Source organism: Paenarthrobacter ureafaciens, assembly GCF_004028095.1.
GTDB classification, from domain to species: Bacteria; Actinomycetota; Actinomycetes; order Actinomycetales; family Micrococcaceae; genus Arthrobacter; species Arthrobacter ureafaciens.
Map to the genome: position 1 here is coordinate 1743270 of NZ_SBHM01000007.1, position 19840 is coordinate 1763109.

General features: G+C 64.0%; 16 protein-coding genes. 3 read left to right on the top strand and 13 right to left on the bottom strand.

Translation table 11 applies throughout. The features are described from left to right. Positions 1–25: 25 nt before the first annotated feature. On the bottom strand, positions 26–754 hold the full coding sequence (locus tag AUR_RS12520) for a CoA transferase subunit A (protein WP_062094845.1): 729 nt from the start codon (positions 752–754) through the stop codon (positions 26–28). 171 nt (positions 755–925) lie between these two features. Between AUR_RS12520 and AUR_RS12525 the strand changes: the two genes are divergently transcribed. Continuing rightward, positions 926–1723 (top strand): IclR family transcriptional regulator, encoded by a 798-nt coding sequence (locus AUR_RS12525; protein ID WP_021471093.1) that lies wholly within the window; start codon positions 926–928, stop codon positions 1721–1723. A 114-nt stretch (positions 1724–1837) separates the two neighbouring features. On the opposite strand, the gene AUR_RS12530 is transcribed toward AUR_RS12525, so the two are convergent. Continuing rightward, complete coding sequence (locus AUR_RS12530) at positions 1838–2416, bottom strand: GNAT family N-acetyltransferase (RefSeq protein ID WP_062094847.1); 579 nt, start codon at positions 2414–2416, stop codon at positions 1838–1840. A 266-nt stretch (positions 2417–2682) separates the two neighbouring features. Here AUR_RS12530 and AUR_RS12535 point away from each other — a divergent pair, with 266 nt between their 5' ends. Further along, on the top strand, positions 2683–3369 hold the full coding sequence (locus tag AUR_RS12535; RefSeq protein ID WP_062094849.1) for a fasciclin domain-containing protein: 687 nt from the start codon (positions 2683–2685) through the stop codon (positions 3367–3369). A gap of 97 nt (positions 3370–3466) precedes the next feature. Here the strand turns inward: AUR_RS12535 and AUR_RS12540 are convergent, their stop codons facing one another. From AUR_RS12540 to purU, 11 genes are all read right to left on the bottom strand, one after another. Continuing rightward, on the bottom strand, positions 3467–3694 hold the full coding sequence (locus tag AUR_RS12540; RefSeq protein WP_021471090.1) for a hypothetical protein: 228 nt from the start codon (positions 3692–3694) through the stop codon (positions 3467–3469). Positions 3695–3733: 39 nt separating this feature from the next. After that, positions 3734–5755, bottom strand: a complete 2022-nt coding sequence (locus AUR_RS12545; protein WP_241650919.1) for a BCCT family transporter — start codon at positions 5753–5755, stop codon at positions 3734–3736. A 258-nt stretch (positions 5756–6013) separates the two neighbouring features. Further along, positions 6014–6820 carry an IclR family transcriptional regulator gene (locus AUR_RS12550; RefSeq protein ID WP_021471088.1) on the bottom strand — a complete coding sequence of 269 codons (807 nt, stop codon included), beginning with the start codon at positions 6818–6820 and terminating at the stop codon, positions 6014–6016. Positions 6821–6882: 62 nt separating this feature from the next. Next, positions 6883–7764: a formate dehydrogenase accessory sulfurtransferase FdhD gene (fdhD, locus tag AUR_RS12555; protein WP_021471087.1), complete on the bottom strand. Its 882-nt coding sequence runs from the start codon at positions 7762–7764 to the stop codon at positions 6883–6885. Further along, on the bottom strand, positions 7752–9119 hold the full coding sequence (locus AUR_RS12560) for a molybdopterin molybdotransferase MoeA (protein WP_082694389.1): 1368 nt from the start codon (positions 9117–9119) through the stop codon (positions 7752–7754). The genes fdhD and AUR_RS12560 overlap by 13 nt, the downstream gene beginning before the upstream one ends. Before the next feature lie 168 nt (positions 9120–9287). After that, positions 9288–10505 carry a formaldehyde dehydrogenase, glutathione-independent gene (fdhA, locus tag AUR_RS12565; protein WP_021471085.1) on the bottom strand — a complete coding sequence of 406 codons (1218 nt, stop codon included), beginning with the start codon at positions 10503–10505 and terminating at the stop codon, positions 9288–9290. A gap of 224 nt (positions 10506–10729) precedes the next feature. Continuing rightward, positions 10730–13051, bottom strand: a complete 2322-nt coding sequence (locus AUR_RS12570) for an FdhF/YdeP family oxidoreductase (RefSeq protein WP_062094853.1) — start codon at positions 13049–13051, stop codon at positions 10730–10732. A gap of 28 nt (positions 13052–13079) precedes the next feature. Beyond that, entirely contained in the window at positions 13080–13982 is a 903-nt protein-coding gene (locus AUR_RS12575) for a bifunctional 5,10-methylenetetrahydrofolate dehydrogenase/5,10-methenyltetrahydrofolate cyclohydrolase (RefSeq protein WP_021471082.1), read from the bottom strand. Then, positions 13979–14605: a cyclodeaminase/cyclohydrolase family protein gene (locus AUR_RS12580; protein WP_021471081.1), complete on the bottom strand. Its 627-nt coding sequence runs from the start codon at positions 14603–14605 to the stop codon at positions 13979–13981. The genes AUR_RS12575 and AUR_RS12580 overlap by 4 nt, the downstream gene beginning before the upstream one ends. A 108-nt stretch (positions 14606–14713) precedes the next feature. Next, entirely contained in the window at positions 14714–17206 is a 2493-nt protein-coding gene (locus tag AUR_RS12585; protein ID WP_021471080.1) for a GcvT family protein, read from the bottom strand. Positions 17207–17247: 41 nt separating this feature from the next. Further along, entirely contained in the window at positions 17248–18165 is a 918-nt protein-coding gene (gene purU, locus AUR_RS12590) for a formyltetrahydrofolate deformylase (RefSeq protein WP_062094855.1), read from the bottom strand. Positions 18166–18298: 133 nt separating this feature from the next. Between purU and AUR_RS12595 the strand changes: the two genes are divergently transcribed. Next, on the top strand, positions 18299–18979 hold the full coding sequence (locus AUR_RS12595; RefSeq protein ID WP_021471078.1) for a GntR family transcriptional regulator: 681 nt from the start codon (positions 18299–18301) through the stop codon (positions 18977–18979). Positions 18980–19840: the final 861 nt, after the last annotated feature.

Below are 19840 nucleotides of genomic sequence, written 5' to 3' on the forward strand. Positions count from 1 at the left end.
GCTCCTTTTCTGCGTGGACGGCTGCTTAGACTGCTTCTTGGACGGCAGGGTCTTCGAGCCGCTGACGGACCGTTCGCTGCTCGATGTCCTTGATCCTGTTGCTTGCTTGGACCAGCCTCTGAACGTAGACGCCCGGGGTCACGATGTGGTTCGGATCGAGTTCGCCCAAGGGCACGATCACCTCCGCCTCGGCGACGGTCACCTTGCCTGCCGTGGCCACCACCGGGTTGAAGTTCCGGGCGGTGTAGCGGTAAATGAGGTTGCCGTCGGTATCCGCGGTTTGGGCGTGGACCAGGCTGACATCGGCGGTGATGGCGCGCTCGCGGACGTAAGTGACGCCGTCGAACTCTTCATGGGGCTTGCCTTCGGCAACCAAGGTGCCCACACCGGTCCGGGTGTAAAAGGCGGGGATACCGGCGCCACCGGCGCGCAGGCGTTCGGCCAGCGTGCCCTGCGGAGTGAACTCGACCTCGAGCTTTCCGGCAAGGTACTGCTCGGCGAAGAGTTTGTTCTCGCCGACGTAGGAAGCGATGACCTTGCGGACCTGGCCGGCCTCAATGAGGACACCCAATCCCTTGCCATCAATGCCCATGTTGTTGGACACAATGGTGAGGTCCTTCGCGCCTGAATCGCGGAGGGCCCCGATAAGGTCCGCCGGGATACCGCTGAGGCCAAAGCCGCCGACGGCGATTGTCATGCCGTCCGTCAAAAGGTCCTGCAGCGCTTGGGGCGCGTCGGGATGGATCTTGGACATTCCGGACTCCTCTTTGAGTGGGTAATCCACTTTGTGGACGTTAGCGTTGTGGCTTTCGAGCCTAGGAGCGGTGCCTTTGTGTGGCAATAGCCGGAAGCTTGAGCACTTCACGCTGTGGACGCTAGACTGAAAGCTGTCCATAATGTGGACGAAATCTCAAGGAGAGTCCCATTGGCCGCACACACCGTTCCCGCCGTTCCCGTTCAGGGTGCCCAGGTGGTTGGGCGGGTCGCTGCCCTGTTAAGGCTCGTCGGCCGCAAGCCGGAAGGCATGTCCTTGGCAGGGCTGGTCCGCGAGTCCGGGCTGACCCGGCCAACTGCGTACAGGCTGCTGACGTCCCTGGCCGCGGAGGGGTTGGTGGAACACGAGGAAGCCACCGGAAAATGGGTCCTGGGACCTGAAGTTTTCCTGCTTGGGTCCGTGGCCGCTGCCCGTTTTCCCATGGAGGACATCGCACGACCGTCCCTGCGGCGGCTCGCGGCCGAGACGGGGGAGAGCGCGTTCTTCTCCATCAGGCGCGGCAACGAGACGGTGTGCGTCCTGCGGGAGGAAGGTTCCTTCCCTGTTCGGTCATTCGTTTTGCATGAAGGCGTGCGGTTCCCGCTGGGGGTGGCCTCGGCCGGGACGGCGATCATGGCATTCCTGCCGGAGGAGGAACAGGACGTGCTGCTCACGGACTGGGAAGCGCACGCCGGCGACTTTGCGGCCGGACATCCTGCCGGGGTGGTTCGGGAGAACCTGGAGAAGACCCGGTTGGCTGGTTATTCGGTAAACCCGGGGCTGGTCCTTGAGGGGAGCTGGGGGATGGGCGCCGCTGTGTTCGATCCCCAAGGACGTCCGGCGTGGGCGCTTTCCCTGACCGGAATCGAACCCCGGTTCAGGGGCGACCGCCAGGAGTTCCTGGGCAAGCTCCTGCTCGAGGAAGCCCACAGGATGACGTCACGGTTGCAGCGCTCCGCCCCCAACTAGGTCGCATTAGTGCGCGTTTTGAGCGGGCAAAACGCGCACAAATGCGACCTAGTTGGGTAGGTGGGGGTAGGTGGGGGTAGGTCGGGGTAGGTGGGGGTAAGCGGGACGGGGTTGTTAGGCGGAATCGAGGTTCAAGCGCATCAGGACCCTCGGGAAGCCGTTAAGGACGGACGTGGTTTCAGCGACCTTCGTGAAACCCGCCTTCTCGAAAAGCCTTCGTGTGCCGACGTACGCCATGGTGAGGTCCACTTTGCTGCCCCTGTTGTCCACGGGGTAGCCCTCGATCGCGGGAGCGCCATGACTTCTGGCCAGCTCGACGGCGCCGCGAAGCAGGTGATGGGAAATTCCCTTGCCCCGGTGGCCTGGCCGCACCCGGATGCACCACACGGACCAAACCTCGGAATCGTCCACATGGGGGATCTTCCGGCTCGTTGCGAAACTGGTGTCCGCGCGCGGGTGGACGGCCGCCCATCCAACTACCTCGCCGCCGTCGTACGCCAACACGCCGGGAGGCGGGTCTTCGGCAACCAGTTTTTCCACGAACTTGCCGCGCTCTTCCCGCTGGAGGCTCTGGTTCAGCTTGGACGGGATGCGGTAACTCAGGCACCAGCACACGTTTGAGCCTGGATTCCTGGGGCCGACCATGGTTTTGACGTCGTCGAACACCGTAGCGGGCCGCACTTCGATTGCCATCCGCCCATCCTGTCACCGGCATGGGGCATTTAGCCATAGTCAGGCGGGATGGGGGAGAGGGCGCCGGGCCCGGACCTGACGTGGGAAAACAGGTGAAAGAAAGTAACCTTTGAAATTTTTTCAATCCACACCCATCCACCCGGACATCACCTCCGAATAGCTGATGAGACACAAACAAAACCGGAAGAGCGGAAGCGACGCCGGACCGCCCGTGTCCCACACCCGAATGGACCCAGCACCAGGTTCCTCAGAGCAAGGAGAATGACATGTTGTCCACCAAGCGCCCCGCCCTCGCCTTCGTTGGCCTCACCGCAGCCGCCCTCATGGGACTGACGGCCTGTGGTGGTTCGAGCACCTCCAGCTCCCCCTCGTCCTCTGCGGCCCCGGAGACCTCCTCCATGGCACCGTCGCCATCAGCCTCCGCCAGCGAATCGATGGGTTCCAGCGCAGCCATGGATCCCGCCAGCAACCTGGTCGGCCCGGGTTGCGCCGGCTACGCCGCCCAGGTTCCCGACGGCGCAGGTTCGGTTGCGGGAATGGCGCAGGATCCCGTTGCCGTGGCCGCCTCCAACAACCCGCTGCTCAAGACCCTGACCGCCGCAGTATCCGGCAAGTTGAACCCCAAGGTGGATCTCGTCTCCACGCTGAACGGCAGCGAGTTCACGGTGTTTGCTCCCGTTGACGACGCGTTCGCCAAGATTGACCCCGCTACGATCGAAACGCTCAAGACCGACGATGCCCTGCTGAGCAAGATCCTCACGTATCACGTTGTCCCCGGACAGCTGACCCCGGACCAGGTAGTGGGAACCCACAAGACCGTCCAGGGCGGCGAAGTGACGGTGGGTGGCAGCAAGGACGCCCTGACCGTCAATGACGCCAACGTCATTTGCGGTGGCGTGCAGACTGCCAATGCCACGGTCTACCTGATCGACTCCGTGCTGATGCCCAAGTAAACCCCTCCACGCATGAACAGGGCGGGTGCCGGAAATCCGGCACCCGCCCTGTTGCTGTCTCTATGTTGGCCCCGGGCTTATGTCCCGGGGCAACGGCCTACCTTCCCAGGTCGCTGTCCACGTAGGAACCTGGCCGTGAGTGTTCCGAGCCGCACGGGCACCCGCCGCTGAGCTCGATGCGCACCGTCACGGGGTTGGCTGAATCAACGGTGAACGATACCTGGTCCTTGGAATCCTTGATGACGTGGAGGGTGCTGTGCGCCGGGGAAGCGCCGGAGGCCACGGAGGCGTCTGAAGCCACGGAGGCCACGGAGGTTGAGGTCATGATGTGACACCTTACTGCTGGTGGTTGGGGGAGTGTTCGCTACTTGTCTTCAGGAGACCGCGGCGTGCTGTCAACGGTTGGGATGCTGCCGGTAGGCGTACCGCCGGGACAGTCCGAATCCGGGCAGGTCTCCGCGCATTCGTGCTTGGTGACGAGGTCGAACTGGACACCGCGGTGCTGTTCGACGCCGGTGCGGATGGCCCGCTCCACCACGGAGGTTGCCAGCCGACGCCGGAGCGACAGGGGATCGCGCCTGAGGTCCTTGGCGAGCGCGAAGCAAAGCAGCAGCATGACCAGGATGAACGGCAGGGCGGCCACGATGGTGACCCTTTGGAGGCCGGACAAGGCTTCCGAGGGTTCATCACCGCCGGCAAGCAACATGACAGCTGCAACTGCACCGGTGAGGGTTCCCCAGAAGATCACTACTCCGCGCCGCGGGTGTTCGGCACCGTTGGAGCTGAGGGATCCCATGACGATGGAAGCGGCGTCCGCACCGGTGACGAAGAAGATCGCCACCAGGACCATGGCCAGCGCGATGACACCCACAGTGAGCCACTCGGGCATGCCCAGGTTCTTGACCAGATCGAAAAGGGCGCCGTCGAAGTTGATGGAGGGGGCGCCGTCGACCATTGTCACCAAGCCGGGAGTCCCCGCCTTGTCTGCTTCCTGCTGGACGTGGAAGGCAGTGCCGCCGAAGATGCAGAACCAGATGACGCTGACGATGCTCGGTACCAGCAGGACGCCGGTGACGAACTGGCGGATGGTACGGCCACGGCTGATGCGGGCGATGAACAGGCCAACGAAGGGCGTCCAGGAGATCCACCAGGCCCAGTAGAAGATGGTCCAGCTGGTCATCCAGCTGCGCAGGGCGTCATCTCCCACTGCTTCGGTCCGGGAGGACATCTCGGCCAGGTCGCGGGCGTAGTCGCCTACGGCGGAGGGAATGAGGTTCAGGATGAAGAGCGTGGGGCCGGCAACGAACACAATCAAGGCCAGGACAACGGCCAGGACCATGTTGATGTTGGACAACCACTGGATGCCGCGGCTGATGCCGGACACGGCCGAGGCCACGAAGCAGAACGTCAGGATGGCAACGATGACTACAAGGACGGGGGTGCCGACTTCGCCCATCCAACCGTTGGACGTCAGGCCGCTGCCGATCTGGAGGGCACCGAGGCCCAGGGAAGCTGCCGTTCCGAAGAGCGTGGCAAAGATGGCCAGGATGTTGATGAACTTCCCGAGGGGTCCCTCCACCATCCGGATGCCGAACAGCGAGGTGAAGGCCGCGGAGACCAGTTGCTTCCGGCCGAGGCGGTAGGTGCCGTAGGCCATGGCGATGCCGACTACTGCGTACATCGCCCATGGGTGGAGCGTCCAGTGGAAAATCGAGGTGGCCATGGCGGTCTGGATGGCATCGGGCGTACGGCCATCCACCGTGCCGGGCGGAGGCGAGATGTAGTGGAACAGCGGCTCGGCAACTCCATAGAACATGAGCCCGATGCCCATGCCGGCTGCGAACATCATCGCTACCCAGGAGATGGTGCGGAACTCGGGCTTCTCGCCGTCCTTGCCCAGCGGGATGTTGCCGAACTTGCCCAAGGCAAGCCACAGCACGAAGATCACGAAAAGCGAGGCGAGAACCATGAACAGCCATCCCGTGTACTCCATGACCCAGTTGAGGGCCCCCTTGGAGGTTTCAGAGAGGCTGTCCCTGCCAACAAATCCCCAGACCACGAAGGCGACGGCGATGGCGCCTGTGATTCCGAAGGTGACTTTGTCGAGGGTAAGTTTGCGGTTCCGGCGGGCTGAGACGGCCTGCTCGGTCTTGGCGTTGCGAAGTTCCTCCAGGATCTGTTCGTACTCTTCAGAGTCGGGGAGGGTTTCTGCCGTGCCTTCCTCGGGGTCGAGGACTGCGGGGTTTGATTCATCGGGGGAAACGCTGATGACTTCATCAAGCGTTTCCCTGGTGGTGGGCTCCTTGTCAGCCGGAGTTTCAGCCGGCGTATTGTCTGCCGGTAACTCTTCTGGTGTCAGGGATTTTGTGTCACTGCTTATAGCCATGAGCGGGTCCTTTGCTCGGCGAGTCATGGGCTTGCGTTTCTACGAGGCCCGGTTGTGGGACCGATTCCGGATAACGGGCGGATTGCTACCGGATTGGGGCCGGTGAGCGTTCCGCAAGAATCAACAACATTCGCGTTATGCAACAGAGTGCGCCCCGTCACACCCGAAAGTCAAGCACTTTCGCTTCTTTGACGCACATTGATATACCAGTTGGCTTTGAGCTGGACTTATGCAAAAAGGCGTTACGGACGGCCGAAATTACTGGTGCCGGTAGCCCATCTTGGCGCTGATGGCGAGGCCTGCCTCGCGGAGCCCCTCGATGAGGCCGGGCTGGTCTTCGGGAGCGAAGCGGAATGCGGGGCCGGAGATGCTGACGGCCGCAATGACGGTCCCCAAATGGTTGAAGACAGGCACGGCAATAGCGGTGAGGCCAATTTCGAATTCCTCATGCACTATCGCGTAGCCCTGGCGTGCAACATCGTGGAGCTGCTTCTCGAGATCTCCACGGTTGGTCACGGTCCGGGGCGTGCGGGCAGGCAGGCCCACTGCTTTGAAGACCTGGGTTCGCTCGTCCGCGGTCAACGCAGCCAGGAGCACCTTCCCGCTGGACGTGGCATGGAGGGGCGTGAGGCTGCCAACCCAGTCGTAGGTGGCCAGGGTGGAAGGACCCATGGCCTGATCCACGTTGACGGCGTAGTTGGAACGCAGCACGGCAAGATTGACGGTTTCCTTGTACTCACCGGCGAGGGCTTCCAGGACTTCGCGGGCCTCGTGCACCACGCTCAGCCTGCCGGGAATGGACGAGGCCAGGCGCAGGATGCCGAACCCAAGCTGGTACTTGCCACGTTCGCTGTTCTGGCGGACCAGCTCCCGGGTGACCAGCGAACCCACCAGCCGCGACACCGTGGACTTGTGCACGCCCATTTCCTCGGCGATCTCGCTGACGCCGGCATCACCCTTGCGGGCGAGGATCTCCAGGATTTGGAGCGCGCGGTCTACAGACTGGACGCCTCCGCTTTGGGTCTCTGCGTCATTGTCGATGTCCGGGTTGCTGCGTGCGGCCATGGTCACATCCTAGACTGGCCCGTCACGGGGCCGGCGTTGGGGCCCGTCCCGGGTCTAGGGGATCAGGGACTCACGGTGGCCTCCTCAAGGCCCGTGCGGAGCGGGAGGCCCACCCGTTCCCTGCCGGCGTACACGTTGAGGCTGCGTCCACGGCTGAAGCCCACCAGGGTCAGTCCCGTTTCGGCCGCGAGTTCCACTGCCAGGCTGGACGGGGCGCTGACCGCTGACAGGACGGGGATTCCCGCGAGGGCGGCCTTCTGGACGAGCTCGAACGACGCCCGCCCGGAGACCTGCAGGACCAGGCCGGACAACGGCAGCAGGCCCTGCCTGAGCGCCCAGCCCACCACTTTGTCCACCGCGTTATGACGGCCCACGTCTTCACGCAGGCACAACAGTTCCGGCCGGGAGCCGTCCACCTTGAAGAGACCTGCGGCGTGGACTCCGCCGGTCCTGTCAAAGACGGCCTGTGCGTCCCGCAGCCGTTCGGGCAGTTCGGCGAGCACGTCCACAGGCACCTGGAGGGCGTCCTGCGATGCGTCGAAATGGATGGTCTTCCGGACAGCTTCAATGGAATCAGTGCCACAGATGCCGCATGAGCTGGAGGTGTAGACGTGCCTCATGGTGTCCGGCAAGGGAACGTCCGGTCGGAGCTGTGCTTCCACCACGTTGAAGGTTTGGATGCCGTCCCGTTCGCCCGCGCAGAAGCGCAGGGACACGAGTTCGGCCTGGTGGCGGATGATGCCTTCGGACACCAGGAACCCCGCCACGAGGTCGAAGTCGTCGCCCGGAGTCCTCATGGTCACGGAAAATGACGTGCCGCCCAAACGGATTTCCAGCGGCTCTTCGGCGGCCAGTACGTCTTCCTTGAACCGGATGGGGTGTTCGGCGCCGGTCCCGTCCAGTTGGAAACGGTGGATCTTCCGGCGTTGCGTCATGCGTGCCATGGGGCGTGCCTTTGTTCGTTGGTGACAGGCCTGTCCGTGAACTGCGGTGGTTGGACCCACGGCAGTGGCATGACCTGCACAGCGTGGCCGGCCTCGACCCCCTGGGGCGGCACCGCCATGATTCCGTCCGCCCATGCGAGGCCACGCATCATGCCGGGGCCGGTGTGGGAGGCCGGGATGGCCAAGCCGTGGACAAAAGTGCAGGGGACAAGCCGGGTCCTGACGGGATCCGGCTCGAAATCCGCGCCGGAGGTCATGATCACGGTGTCGGGCGGCTGCCGGTTGCCGAGGGCGGCCAGCAACGGTTCGCCGATGGTGATGAGGGCAACCATGGCCGCCAGCGGATTTCCCGGCAGTCCGATGATGAAGCGGCCATCCGGGAGCGCGGCCAGCACGGCGGGGTGGCCGGGCCGCATGGCGATCCCGTCAAGCAGCAGGCGCCCACCCAAGGCCTCAACTACAGTGCGGAAATGATCGGTCCCGGACTTGCCGGTGCCGCCTGTGGTGATGATGACATCCGCCGGTTGGCCGCTGCCTGAAACAGCCGCGCTGACTGAACCAGCCGGGCTGCCTGCACCGCCCAGGGCAGCACCGCCCAGGGCGGCCAGCCATTCTTCATAGGAGTCGCCGATCCTGCGCTGCCCGGACGGAACGCCGCCAAGCCGCGAAATGACGGCGCCAAGCTGCGGCCCGAACGTATCGCGCACCTGTCCCGGCGCGGGCTCACCCGAAGTGACCACTTCCGAGCCGGTCAGCACGACGGCGACCAGCGGCTTGCGCTGCACGGCCACCTCGTCGTGGCCTGCTACGGCGGCGAGGGCAATGTGGGCGGGGTTCAAAAGGGTTCCCGCGGGAATGAGGACATCACCGGCGGCTGCTTCTTCACCAGCCGGACGGATGTGGCGGCCGGCAGATACCTCACCCGGTTTCGCTTCGGGAATGAGGACGAGATTCCGGGCGCCTGGGGCGTCCCCGGTCAGCATTCCGCTTTCCTTCCGGAGGATGGACGTTGCGCCCTCGGGGACAACGCCACCCGTGGCAATGGTGCTTGCCTCGCCCGGGAAGAGCCGGGTGCCGCGTTCAAGCCGGGTGCCGCGCTCAACCAGAATCCAGGGGCCGGAGCCCCTGACCGCCCACCCGTCCATGGCCGAGGACGCATAGTGCGGAATGTCCTGGCGGGCCCTCACCTCCAAAGCCAGGGCACTCCCGATGGCTTCTGCAAGCGGTACCAAAGCAGCTCCGAGGGGGCGGGCACAGTCAAAGGCTGCCTGGCGCGCTGCGGACCACGTAGCTCCGTGGTTCTTGTTGCAGGACCCGTTTGCGGTCGAAACGTCGGAGACTTCCCGGACAAGCATGGATCTCCATCTCCTGGGTTGGATCAAGGCCGGTGCCTGACGACTCCCTAAAAGTCGTTGCCTGACAACTGCCAAAACTGTTGATAAAGCCTTAAAAACGGACGCCGGGGGCGGCCGGCCTTCCCGTTGTGCCGTGCCGCCCCCGGTATCCGGGCTGACGTACTGGTGCTAGGCCTTCACGTAGCCGTTGGGGTTCAGTACGAACTTTGTTGCCGCACCGGCGTCGAATTCGGCGTAGCCGCGGGGTGCGTCTTCGAGCGGGATGGCCTTGGCGTTGACTGCCTTGGCGATCTGTACCTTGTCGTGCAGGATGGCCATCATGAGCTGGCGGTTGTACTTCATGACCGGGCACTGGCCCGTGGTGAAGGACAGGGACTTGGCCCAACCGGTGCCCAGGGACAAGGACAGGGAGCCGTGCTTGGCTGCCTCGTCGATTCCGCCGGGATCGCCGGTGACGTACAGGCCCGGGATGCCGAGCGCGCCGCCGGCCGTCGTGATGTCCATGAGGGAGTTCAGCACCGTGGCGGGTGCCTCGTGCGAGGCGTCCTTGCCGTGTCCGCGGGCCTCGAAGCCCACGGCGTCAATGCCGGAATCGACCTCAGGAACGCCGAGAATTTGCTCGATCTGGTCCTTGGGATCGCCTTGGGAGACGTTGACGGTTTCGCACCCGAAGGAGCGCGCCTGCGCCAGGCGCTCTTCGTTCATGTCGCCCACAATCACGACGGCGGCACCGAGCAGTTGGGCGCCGACGGCAGCAGCGATGCCCACCGGACCGGCACCTGCAACATACACGGTGGAGCCAACGCCCACGCCCGCGGTGACGGCACCGTGGAAGCCGGTGGGAAAGATGTCCGAGAGCATGGTGAGGTCCATGATCTTCTCAAGGGCCTGGTCACGGTCCGGGAAGCGCAGCAGGTTCCAGTCCGCGTAGGGGACCAGGACGTATTCTGCCTGGCCTCCCACCCAGCCGCCCATGTCCACGTAGCCGTAGGCGCTGCCGGGGCGGTCCGGGTTGACGTTGAGGCAGATGCCGGTTTTCCGTTCCTTGCAGTTCCGGCAACGGCCACAGGAAATGTTGAACGGCACCGAAACGATGTCGCCCACCTTGATGAACTCGACGTCGGGTCCCACTTCAACCACTTCACCGGTGATTTCGTGGCCCAGCACCAGGTTCTTCGGCGCCGTGGTGCGGCCACGGACCATGTGCTGGTCCGATCCGCAGATGTTGGTGGTCACGGTGCGCAGGATGACGCCGTGGGGCACCTTCCTGCCGACGTTGGCCGGGTTGACGCCCGGTCCGTCCTTGAGTTCGAACGTCGGGTACTCGGTGTCGATGATTTCAACGACGCCGGGTTCCTTGTAGGCGACTGCTCTGTTTCCTGACATGAACACTCCTTGGACAGTTGGTGTTGCGGGAACTATGGGGTCCAACTGCCCGAAAGCGATGCTTCGATGAGGAATACCTCCCCAGGTTTCAGGCCACCGAAGCACCGTTCACGGACAATTGGACAGCTGACGCTTCCGATCCTCTCGATCTGATATTTTTTGAAGAACCTAAAAGATATATCAGTCACATACTATGACAGTGGTCACAGCATGTACAGCTTTTCCTAACTCCTTTCGAGCCTGATGATGACCGACTTTGACGTGGGCGTGCCGCTGGTGTCGGCCACCGAGTCCAAGGGAACCAGAACGTTGGTTTCCGGGTAGTAAGCGGCGGCGCAACCCTTGGGCGTTGAGTAGGAAACGATGCGGAAGTTCTCCGCGAGTCGATCGACCCCGTCGAACTCGGAAATCAGGTTCACCATGTCCCCGTCCGCGAAGCCGAGTTCCCTGATGTCGGCTTCGTTGATGAGGACCACCCGGCGGCCGCCGTGGATGCCACGGTAGCGGTCGTCCTTGCCGTAGATGGTGGTGTTGTACTGGTCATGCGAGCGGAGGGTCTGCAGGACCAGGCGGCCGGCCGGAATCTTGATGTATTCCAACTCGTTTCCCGTGAAGTGGGCCTTGCCCGAGGCAGTATCGAACTTCCTGGCATCGCGGGGCGGGTGCGGCAGCACGAAGCCGCCGGGGTGCTGGATGCGGTCCTCGAAGTTCTCGAAGCCGTCAATCACGCCTTCGATGTGCTTCCGGATCAGGGTGTAGTCGTCCCTCATGGAGAGCCATGCCGCGCGGGGTGCGCCCGGCAGCGGGTGGCCTTGGGCATCGGTGAACAGGCGGTGCGCAAGGTTGCAGACGATCGCCACCTCGGAGTGCAGGTGCTCGCTGGCGGGCTTCAGCCGTCCACGGGAGGCATGCACTGCGCTCATGGAATCTTCCACTGTGACCCGCTGGTCGCCCGTCACCTGCGTGTCCTTCTCCGTCCGGCCCAGCGTAGGCAGGATGAGTGCGCGGCGCCCGGTGGACAGGTGGGAGTGGTTCAGCTTGGTGGAGATCTGGACGGTCAACGCCGTGTTGGCCAGCGCGTCCTCTGTTACCTGTGAATCCGGGGCTGCGCGGACGAAGTTACCTCCCATGCCCATGAAGAACCGGACCTTGCCATCGCGCATGGCCCTGATGGCCGCGACGGTGTCGTAACCGTGAGCGCGCGGTGAAAGGAACTCGAACTCATGGTCCAGGCGGTCGTGGAACTTCTCCGGCATCTTCTCGAAAATGCCCATGGTCCGGTCGCCTTGGACGTTCGAGTGCCCTCGAACGGGGCAAACGCCGGCGCCCGGCTTGCCGATGTTGCCTTGGAGCAGCAGGACGTTCACCACGTCCCGCAGGGTGGGCACGGAGTGCTTGTGCTGTGTCAGCCCCATGGCCCAGCAAACGATCGTGGCGTTGGAGGCGAGGAGCCGTTCGCCGGTGGCCCGGATTTGCTCCAGGGGCAGGCCGGTCGCTTCGACGATGTCGTCCCACTCAACCTTCTCGAGGTAGCGCAGGTATTCGTCGATGCCCACCGTGTAGTTGTTGATGAAATCGTGGTCCAGCACGGTGTCCAGGCCGGGAGTTGCGCGGCCTCCCGCTTCGGCTTCGAGGAGGTATTTGCCGAGACCCTGGAAGAGGGCCTGATCGCCGCCCGCGCGGATCTGCAGGAAGTCGTCGGTGAGCTTGGTGCCGGAAACGACGCCCTTGACATGCTGCGGGTTTTCAAAGTGCAGCAACCCGGCTTCGGGAAGCGGGTTGACGGAGACAATGATCGCTCCGTTCTTCTTGGCCTTTTCCAGCGCGCTGAGCATGCGCGGGTGGTTGGTGCCCGGGTTCTGGCCCGCGACGAAGATCAGCGACGCTGTTTCCAGGTCGGCTAGGCTCACGGAGCCCTTGCCGATGCCGATTGTCTCCACGAGGGCGGAGCCGGACGATTCGTGGCACATGTTGGAACAGTCCGGCAGGTTGTTGGTGCCCAGGCCGCGGACCAGGAGCTGGTAGACGAACGCCGCTTCGTTGGAGGTCCGGCCCGAGGTGTAAAACACCGCTTCGTCCGGGTTGTCCATGCCGCGGAGTTCCTCGGCCATCAGGTCGTAGGCGTCGTCCCAGCTGATGGGCTTGTAATGGGTGGCGCCTTCTTCCAGGACCATGGGGTGGGTCAGGCGTCCCTGTTGTCCCAGCCAGTAGTCGTCGCGGGTCTTCAGCTCAGCGACGGAGTGCTTGGCGAAGAATTCGGGCGTGACCCTGCGCCGGGTGGCTTCCTCAGCCACTGCCTTGGCCCCGTTTTCGCAAAACTCCGCCGCGTTGCGCTTCTCGTGCTCCGGCCAGGCGCATCCCATGCAGTCGAAACCATCCAGCTGGTTCACGGCCATCAGCGTCTGCGCGCTGCGGATCGGTCCCATCTGCTCGAACGAGATCTTCAAGGCATTGGCAACGGCCGGAATACCAACGGCCTTGGTCTTGGGTTTGGTGACGGTCAGCTTCGACTCGTCGATGTTTTCACGGGGGGCTTTGGAAGCCATGTGATCTTCCCTCCAGATCAGGAAATGGTCAGGCGGCGCCGGCAGGTACAGGCTGGACGGCGGGTACGGTGCCGCCGGTAACACGTGCCTGCCGACGGGCGGCTTCGGTGGTGTGCAGCAGCAACAATGCCGTGGTCACCGAGCCTACGCCACCCGGAACAGGCGTCAAGGCCGCTGCGACGCCGCTGACGCTCGCCTCGTCCACATCGCCCACCAGGGAACCGTCGGGCAGGACATTCGTGCCGACGTCCACCACCACGGTCTTTTCCGTCACGTGGCTGCCGGTCAGCAGCCCGGTGCGGCCGGCGGCCACCACCACGACGTCGGCGGGCCGCGTGAACGGCTCCAGCGCACCTGAGCGGGAGTGGCAGACGGTGACGGTGGCATCCTTGGCGAGCAGCAGCAGCGACAACGGCTTGCCCACCACGGCAGAACGTCCGACGACGACCACGTTGCGTCCCGCCGTCGGAACCTCGAAGTGGTCCAGAAGCTCGACGACGGCCCGCGCTGTTGCGGGCGCGAAGGCCGGCTGCCCCACGGCAAGGCGGCCGAGGCTCAGCGGGTTGGCGCCGTCGATGTCCTTTTCAGGGGCGATGAGCCCGACCAGGCTGTCCGCACGGACACCCGAAGGCAGGGGAGTCTGGAGGATGATGCCATGCACCGAGGCCTCCGCGCTGAGGTCACGGAGCACGGCGGCCAGGACCTGTTCGGTGGCGTCGTGGCCGAGGTCCACAATCCGGCAGTCGATCCCTGCACGTTCCGCGGCGCGTTCGATCGACCGGACGTACCAGTGGGTTGATTCGTCGTCGGTAGCGACCACGACGGCCACCGTGGGACGGACTCCCTGGCTATCCAGGGCGTGGGCCTCTTCCTGGGCGCGTTGCCGGATGAGGCCTGCAAGCCCCTTGCCGGACAGCACTTCTGCACTCATGCGAGGATCCTTTCGCGGACGCGGCGGGACAGGGTGTCAGCGGCGAGGACCACCTTCTCTTCCAGCCCGTCGGTCTGCCCGGCAAGGCGGGTCCGGGTGGCATCGTCCTTGATGGCCACAAGGTTGATGTCGATGTTGATGCGTGCGGTGGTGGCAGCCGCCCGGGCTGCGTCGGCGGCAGCGGCGACGTCGCTGATGACGTTCGGGTTGGCCGCTTCGAAAAGTTCCGTGGCGAGGTCCACGATCTCGCCGGCAAGCTTGATGAGCTGGGCGGGCGTTTGCGCGGCCTGGACCAGGGCAGCGTCGATCGCCGCTTTCTTCGCGGTCTTGAGCTCCGGGGTGTCGGAAGGAAGCTTGTAGGAATCGATGACCCCTTGGAAGGCGTGTTCGTCGGCATCGGCCAGCCGGAGCGCTTCGGTGCGGTGGTGATCGGCGCTGTTGGTGATACGGGCAACCAGTCCTGCATGCTCCGCGTACTTCTCACCCGTGGTGTAACGGGCCACCATGGCCACCAGTGCGGCACCTTGGGCAGCATGCAACGCCGCAGCCGCTCCGCCGCCCGGTGTGGGTTGGCGGGCGGCGAGCCTGGCCAAATAATCGTTGACTGTTTCTGAGCTGATCATGTGTCTTCCTGGGCTGGAGAAAGAAAGGGGACAGACAGCGGCCCGGACCCGGTTGCGAGGGATAGGGTCCGGGCCGCGTGTCTTGGAAGCCGTGGGTGCGGCGGGGGACTAGCCCCGGAGCCGGCTCATGCTGGGGTCGTACAGCGGATCCTCGGTGACGGTCGCCTGGATGCGGCGGCCGAAGTACTCGATCTCCACCGAATCACCCAAGGACACTGCGGACGGGAGGTACGCGTACGCGATCGGCTTGCGAACCGTGTAGCCGAACGCCGCACTGGTGACGTAACCCACCGGCTGGTTCTTGTAGAACACCGGTTCCTTGCCCAGCACCAAGCTGCGGCCGTCGTCGACCGTCAAGCAGCGCAGGCGGCGGGCGGAGCTTTCCTCGCTGCGGCCCTCCAGGGCTGCCTTCCCGACAAAGTTCTCCTTGGCCATCTTGACCGCGAAGCCGAGGCCGGCCTCGAAGGGGTCGTGCTCCGTGGTCATGTCCGTGCCCCACGAACGGTAACCCTTCTCGAGGCGCAGCGAGCTGAAGGCGGCGCGGCCCGCGGCGATGACGCCGAACGGCTGGCCGGCCTTCCACAGCGCATCCCACAGGCGCTGGCCGTTGTCCGCGCTCGTGTAGAGCTCCCAACCGAGTTCGCCAACGTAGGACAGTCGCATTGCCGTGACGGGAACGCCACCGATCACCACGTCCTTGGCGCGGAAGTAGCGCAGGCCGTCGTTGGAGAAGTCGTCGCTGCTGATGGTGCTGACCAGGTCGCGGGCCAGCGGACCCCACAGGCCGATGCAGCAAGTGCCGCCGGTGGTGTCGCGGACCTGCACCCAGTCGCCCGCGCCGCCGTTCTCCGTCTGCTGGCGGGCAGCACGCTCAAAGTAGGCGGTGTCGATGTTGCCGTTGGCGCCCAGCTGGAAGGTGTTCTCATCCAGGCGTGCAACGGTGATGTCGCTTCGGATGCCGCCGGCGTGGTCCAGCAGGAGGGTGTAGGTAACTGCTCCGGGCTTCTTGGCGAGATCGCCGGTAGTGAGTTCCTGGAGCAGCTTCAAGGCGCCGGGGCCGGAAACTTCCAGGCGCTTGAGCGGCGTCATGTCGTACATGGCCACTGCCGTACGGGTCTTCCAGGCTTCAGCAGCCGCGATCGGGGAGCTGAACATTCCGGACCAGGCATCGCGGGCCGGCGGCTGCCACTCGTCCGGCATTTCCTTCAGCAGTTCGGCATTGGCCTCGAACCAGTAAGGACGCTCCCAGCCGGCACCTTCCAGGAAGTAGCCGCCCAGTTGCTTGTGGCGGGCGTGGAAAGGGCTGACGCGGAGGTTGCGCGGAGAAAGCTTGGGCTGGAGCGGGTGCAGGACGTCGTAGATCTCCACGAAGTTCTGCTGCGAGGTTTCGCTGACGTACTCGGGGGTGAGCTGGACTTCCTCGAAGCGGTGGATGTCACAGTCGCCCAGGTCGATCTGCGACTTGCCGTCAACCAGGACCTCGGCAACGGCGCGGGCGATGCCTGCGGAGTGGGTGACCCACACGGCCTCAGCCACGTAGAAGCCGTCCAGTTCCTTGGACTCGCCCACCAGGGAACCGCCGTCCGGGGTGAAGGAGAAGATGCCGTTGAAGCCGTCTTCGATTTCGCTTTCACGCAGGGCCGGAAGGATCTGCTTGGTTGCTTCCCACGCCGGCAGGAAGTCCTCAAGGGTGAAGTCGAGGCGGGAAGGCATGTTGTGTTCGCTGATGCTGGAGGGCTCGTACTTGCCGAGTTCGTCCAGGTCCACGGGCATGGGCTTGTGGGCGTAGGAACCGATGCCGTAGCGCTCGCCGTGCTCGCGGTAGTAGAGGTCCTGGTCCTGATGACGGAGGATCGGCAGCTGTGCACCGTTGGGCAGTTCGTTCTTGCCCTTCTGGGCGGGAACCGGGGTGGTCTTGACGTACTGGTGGGCCAGGGGGAGCAGCGGAACTGCCATGCCGATCATCTCGCCGATCTTGGCACCCCAGAAGCCTGCGCAGGAGACGACGATGTCGGCCGGGATCACGCCGTCGGCGGTCTGGACGCCTGTGACGCGGTGGCCGGACTGTTCAATGCCGGTCACTTCCGTGTTGCCGAGGTACTTCACGCCGGCAGCTTCGGTGCGCTTGATGAGCAACTGGACGGCACGGGCAGCCAGTGCGAGGCCATCGGAGGGAACGTGGAGGCCGCCCAGGATGTCGTCCTGGTTGATCAGCGGGTAGAGCTCCTTGCATTCCTCCGGGGAGAGGATGCGGCCCTCAATGCCCCAGGACTGCGCGTAGCCAAGCTTGCGCTTGAGGTCCGCAAGACGGGTTTCCGTGGTGGCTACTTCAAGGCCGCCTACCTGGTTGAAGCAGCTCTGGCCATCTTCGGTCAGGGACAGCAGTTTCTCCACCGTGTATTTGGCGAAGAGTGCCATGCTCTTTGACGGGTTGGTCTGGAAGACCAGGCCCGGAGCATGCGAGGTGGAGCCTCCGGGCATGTTGAGCGGACCCTGGTCCAGGACCGTGATGTTGTTCCAGCCGCGTTGAACGAGTTCGTCGGCGAGGTTGGTGCCGACGATGCCGGCTCCGATGATGACAATGCGGGGCGTCGATGCCATGAAAGTTTTCTCCTGCTGTAATTCGGGCGTGGGCGGGCTGGTTAGCGGAAGACGACCGTGCTGGTCCGGTCCAGAAGCACGCGGTGTTCGCAGTGCCAGCGGACGGCGCGGGACAGTGCGAGCGCTTCCGCGTCCTGGCCCACGGTGGAAAGTGCCGTGGGGCCGTAGCTGTGATCCACCCGGATGACTTCCTGCTCGATGATCGGGCCCTCGTCCAGGTCCGCGGTGACGTAGTGTGCCGTAGCGCCTACCTGCTTCACGCCACGGTCGTAGGCCTGGTGGTAGGGGCGAGCACCCTTGAAGCCGGGGAGGAAGGAGTGGTGGATGTTGATCGCACGGCCTTCCAGCTTGCGGCACAAGTCATCTGACAGGACCTGCATGTAGCGGGCAAGGACCACGAGGTCAGCCTCGTATTCCTCCACCAGTTCCAGCAGCCGCGCCTCGGCCTCGGCCTTGGTGTCCGGGGTGACCGGAACGTGGATGAAGGGCAGGCCGGCTGCCTCCGCCATGGCACGGTGGGTCTCGTGGTTGGAAACAACAGCCACCAGCTCGCCGCCGAGGCTGCCTCCGCGCCAACGGAAGATGAGGTCGTTCAGGCAGTGGCCGAACTTGGAGACCATCACCAGGACGCGCTGTTTGGTCTGGTCATGGAAGCTGAACTTCATGTCGAAGCGCTCTGCGATGGAGCGGAACTCTTCTTCAAGCTGCTCCGGTGAGTAGCTCTGCGGGCCGGAGAACGCAGTGCGCAAGTGCAGCGTCTGGCGAAGGCTGTCATCGAACTGCTGGTGCTCTTCGATGTTGAAGCCGCGCTCGAACAGGAACGTGGTGACCGCATTCACGATTCCGGGCTGTTCGACGCACGACAGTGTGAGTACGAACTTCTGCGCTTGCTCGTCCTTGAGCTGCCCGCGTTCCGCCGGAAGGGTGCTGAGGTGAGAGTCTGAAGCCACGAGGGTCATATGTCCTCCTTAGGTAATTCCCTAGATATATTCCTGAATTACGTACTGATATATTAGGATTGGAATCAGCGTATACTGGACCTTGGAACGAGGTCAATAGGTTTTTTCGGAACTGTGGAAGGAGCTCGGCACTGTGGCAATTCAAACCTTGGCGACTGTAGAAGACGCAGGCAGGAAGTCGCTTGCGGACATCGCTTACGAAAGCGTGCGCGACCGGCTCCTGACGCTGGACATCAAGCCGGGCGACCTCCTCAATGATGATCAGCTGGCCAAGGAGCTCGGCATCGGGCGCACGCCGGTGCGCGAGGCCCTGAAGCGGCTGGAGCTTGATCGCCTGGTGGTGACGTACCCGCGACGCGGCACTTTCGCCACCCGGGTGGAAGTGACTGACCTTGCGTTCATTTCCGAGATCCGGGTGCAGTTGGAGCCGGTCGCCGCAGCGCGGGCGGCCCGCGTGGCTACCCCCGGGAGCAGGGATTACCTGCGACAGGTTGTCCGGGAAGTTGAAGCCTTCGACATCAAGGCTGCCTCCGTGGTGGAGACCTTGAAGCTGGATGCCCGCGTGCACCAGGGCATCTACGCTGCGGCAGCCAATCCGCATCTGGAAGACGTCCTGATCCGCTACGACAACCTGGCCACACGGATTTGGTGCATGGTGCTGGACCGGCTGCCCAACCTTGAGCGGCACGTGCATGAGCATGTGGATCTGCTGCAGGCAGTGATCGACGGCGACGAGCACAAGGCGGCAGAGTTGGCGCGGACGCACGTGAGTGAATTCGAGCAGGCGGTGCGTGAGGCGTTGTTCGCAGCCTAGGGGCAAAGCGCCCACTGTTTTCCGACGCGGAGGTTCAGCGCCGAGACACTCTACGGGCGGCCAGCCGGCGTGCGGGTGGTCGACGACCGACCGCACCTGCAACGCGTCGTCCGGGAGGGCTCCGGACAGACCAGCCCCTCAGCCTCCTTGCTTTCACCCCGTCATGTATCCCCTAATGGTGGGCGGCCGCCCTCGATAATTTCCGAAAGAATGCCACCGGGAATAGCATCCCCGTTGTTGTCCACCAACCATTGCCGTGTGGAGCTTTGGCCACCACTGGTCACTGCACATGCCCACAGTTTCCCACTCCAGCCAAATCCAGGGCTTAAAGCGCGGCGTCCACCAAATAGCGCAGGGTGAAACACCGCGGCACATCGCCGAAGCCATGCGTGCGTAGCTGAAGTCGTACCAGCCCGGCACGTTGATGACGCGGCAGGCTGCGGAGGCGCGTCGAGTGCCGAGTGTGCCGAGTGTGCCGGCTGAGACGGCCCTTTCGGGCGGACTGACACCAACCCCTCCGCATCCTCCTGGGGCAATGGCCACGCGTGTGGACATCCCAGCGCTGCCTGCTGCAAGTCCCCTTGCTCTCCTTCTACCGTATGCGAGACCGTGATGCGGCTGCCTGGCGCGGGTCTGGTGTTCGCCTTGCGACCAATCGAAGTACAACAACTTAGTCATCGCCTAGCGGACGGAGATCAACGGTCCGCTTTTTGTGGAGGTTCGGCCGTGCTCCTCGACTGTAGTGACGAACCGGTCCAGCTCGCGTAGTTTTTCCAGCCCGGAAGGAGCATGCCGGCACTTTGGAGGGTTTGATGGGGCCCCGAGCGTGCCCTTCGAACCAGTTCGGCCTGATACCCGCAG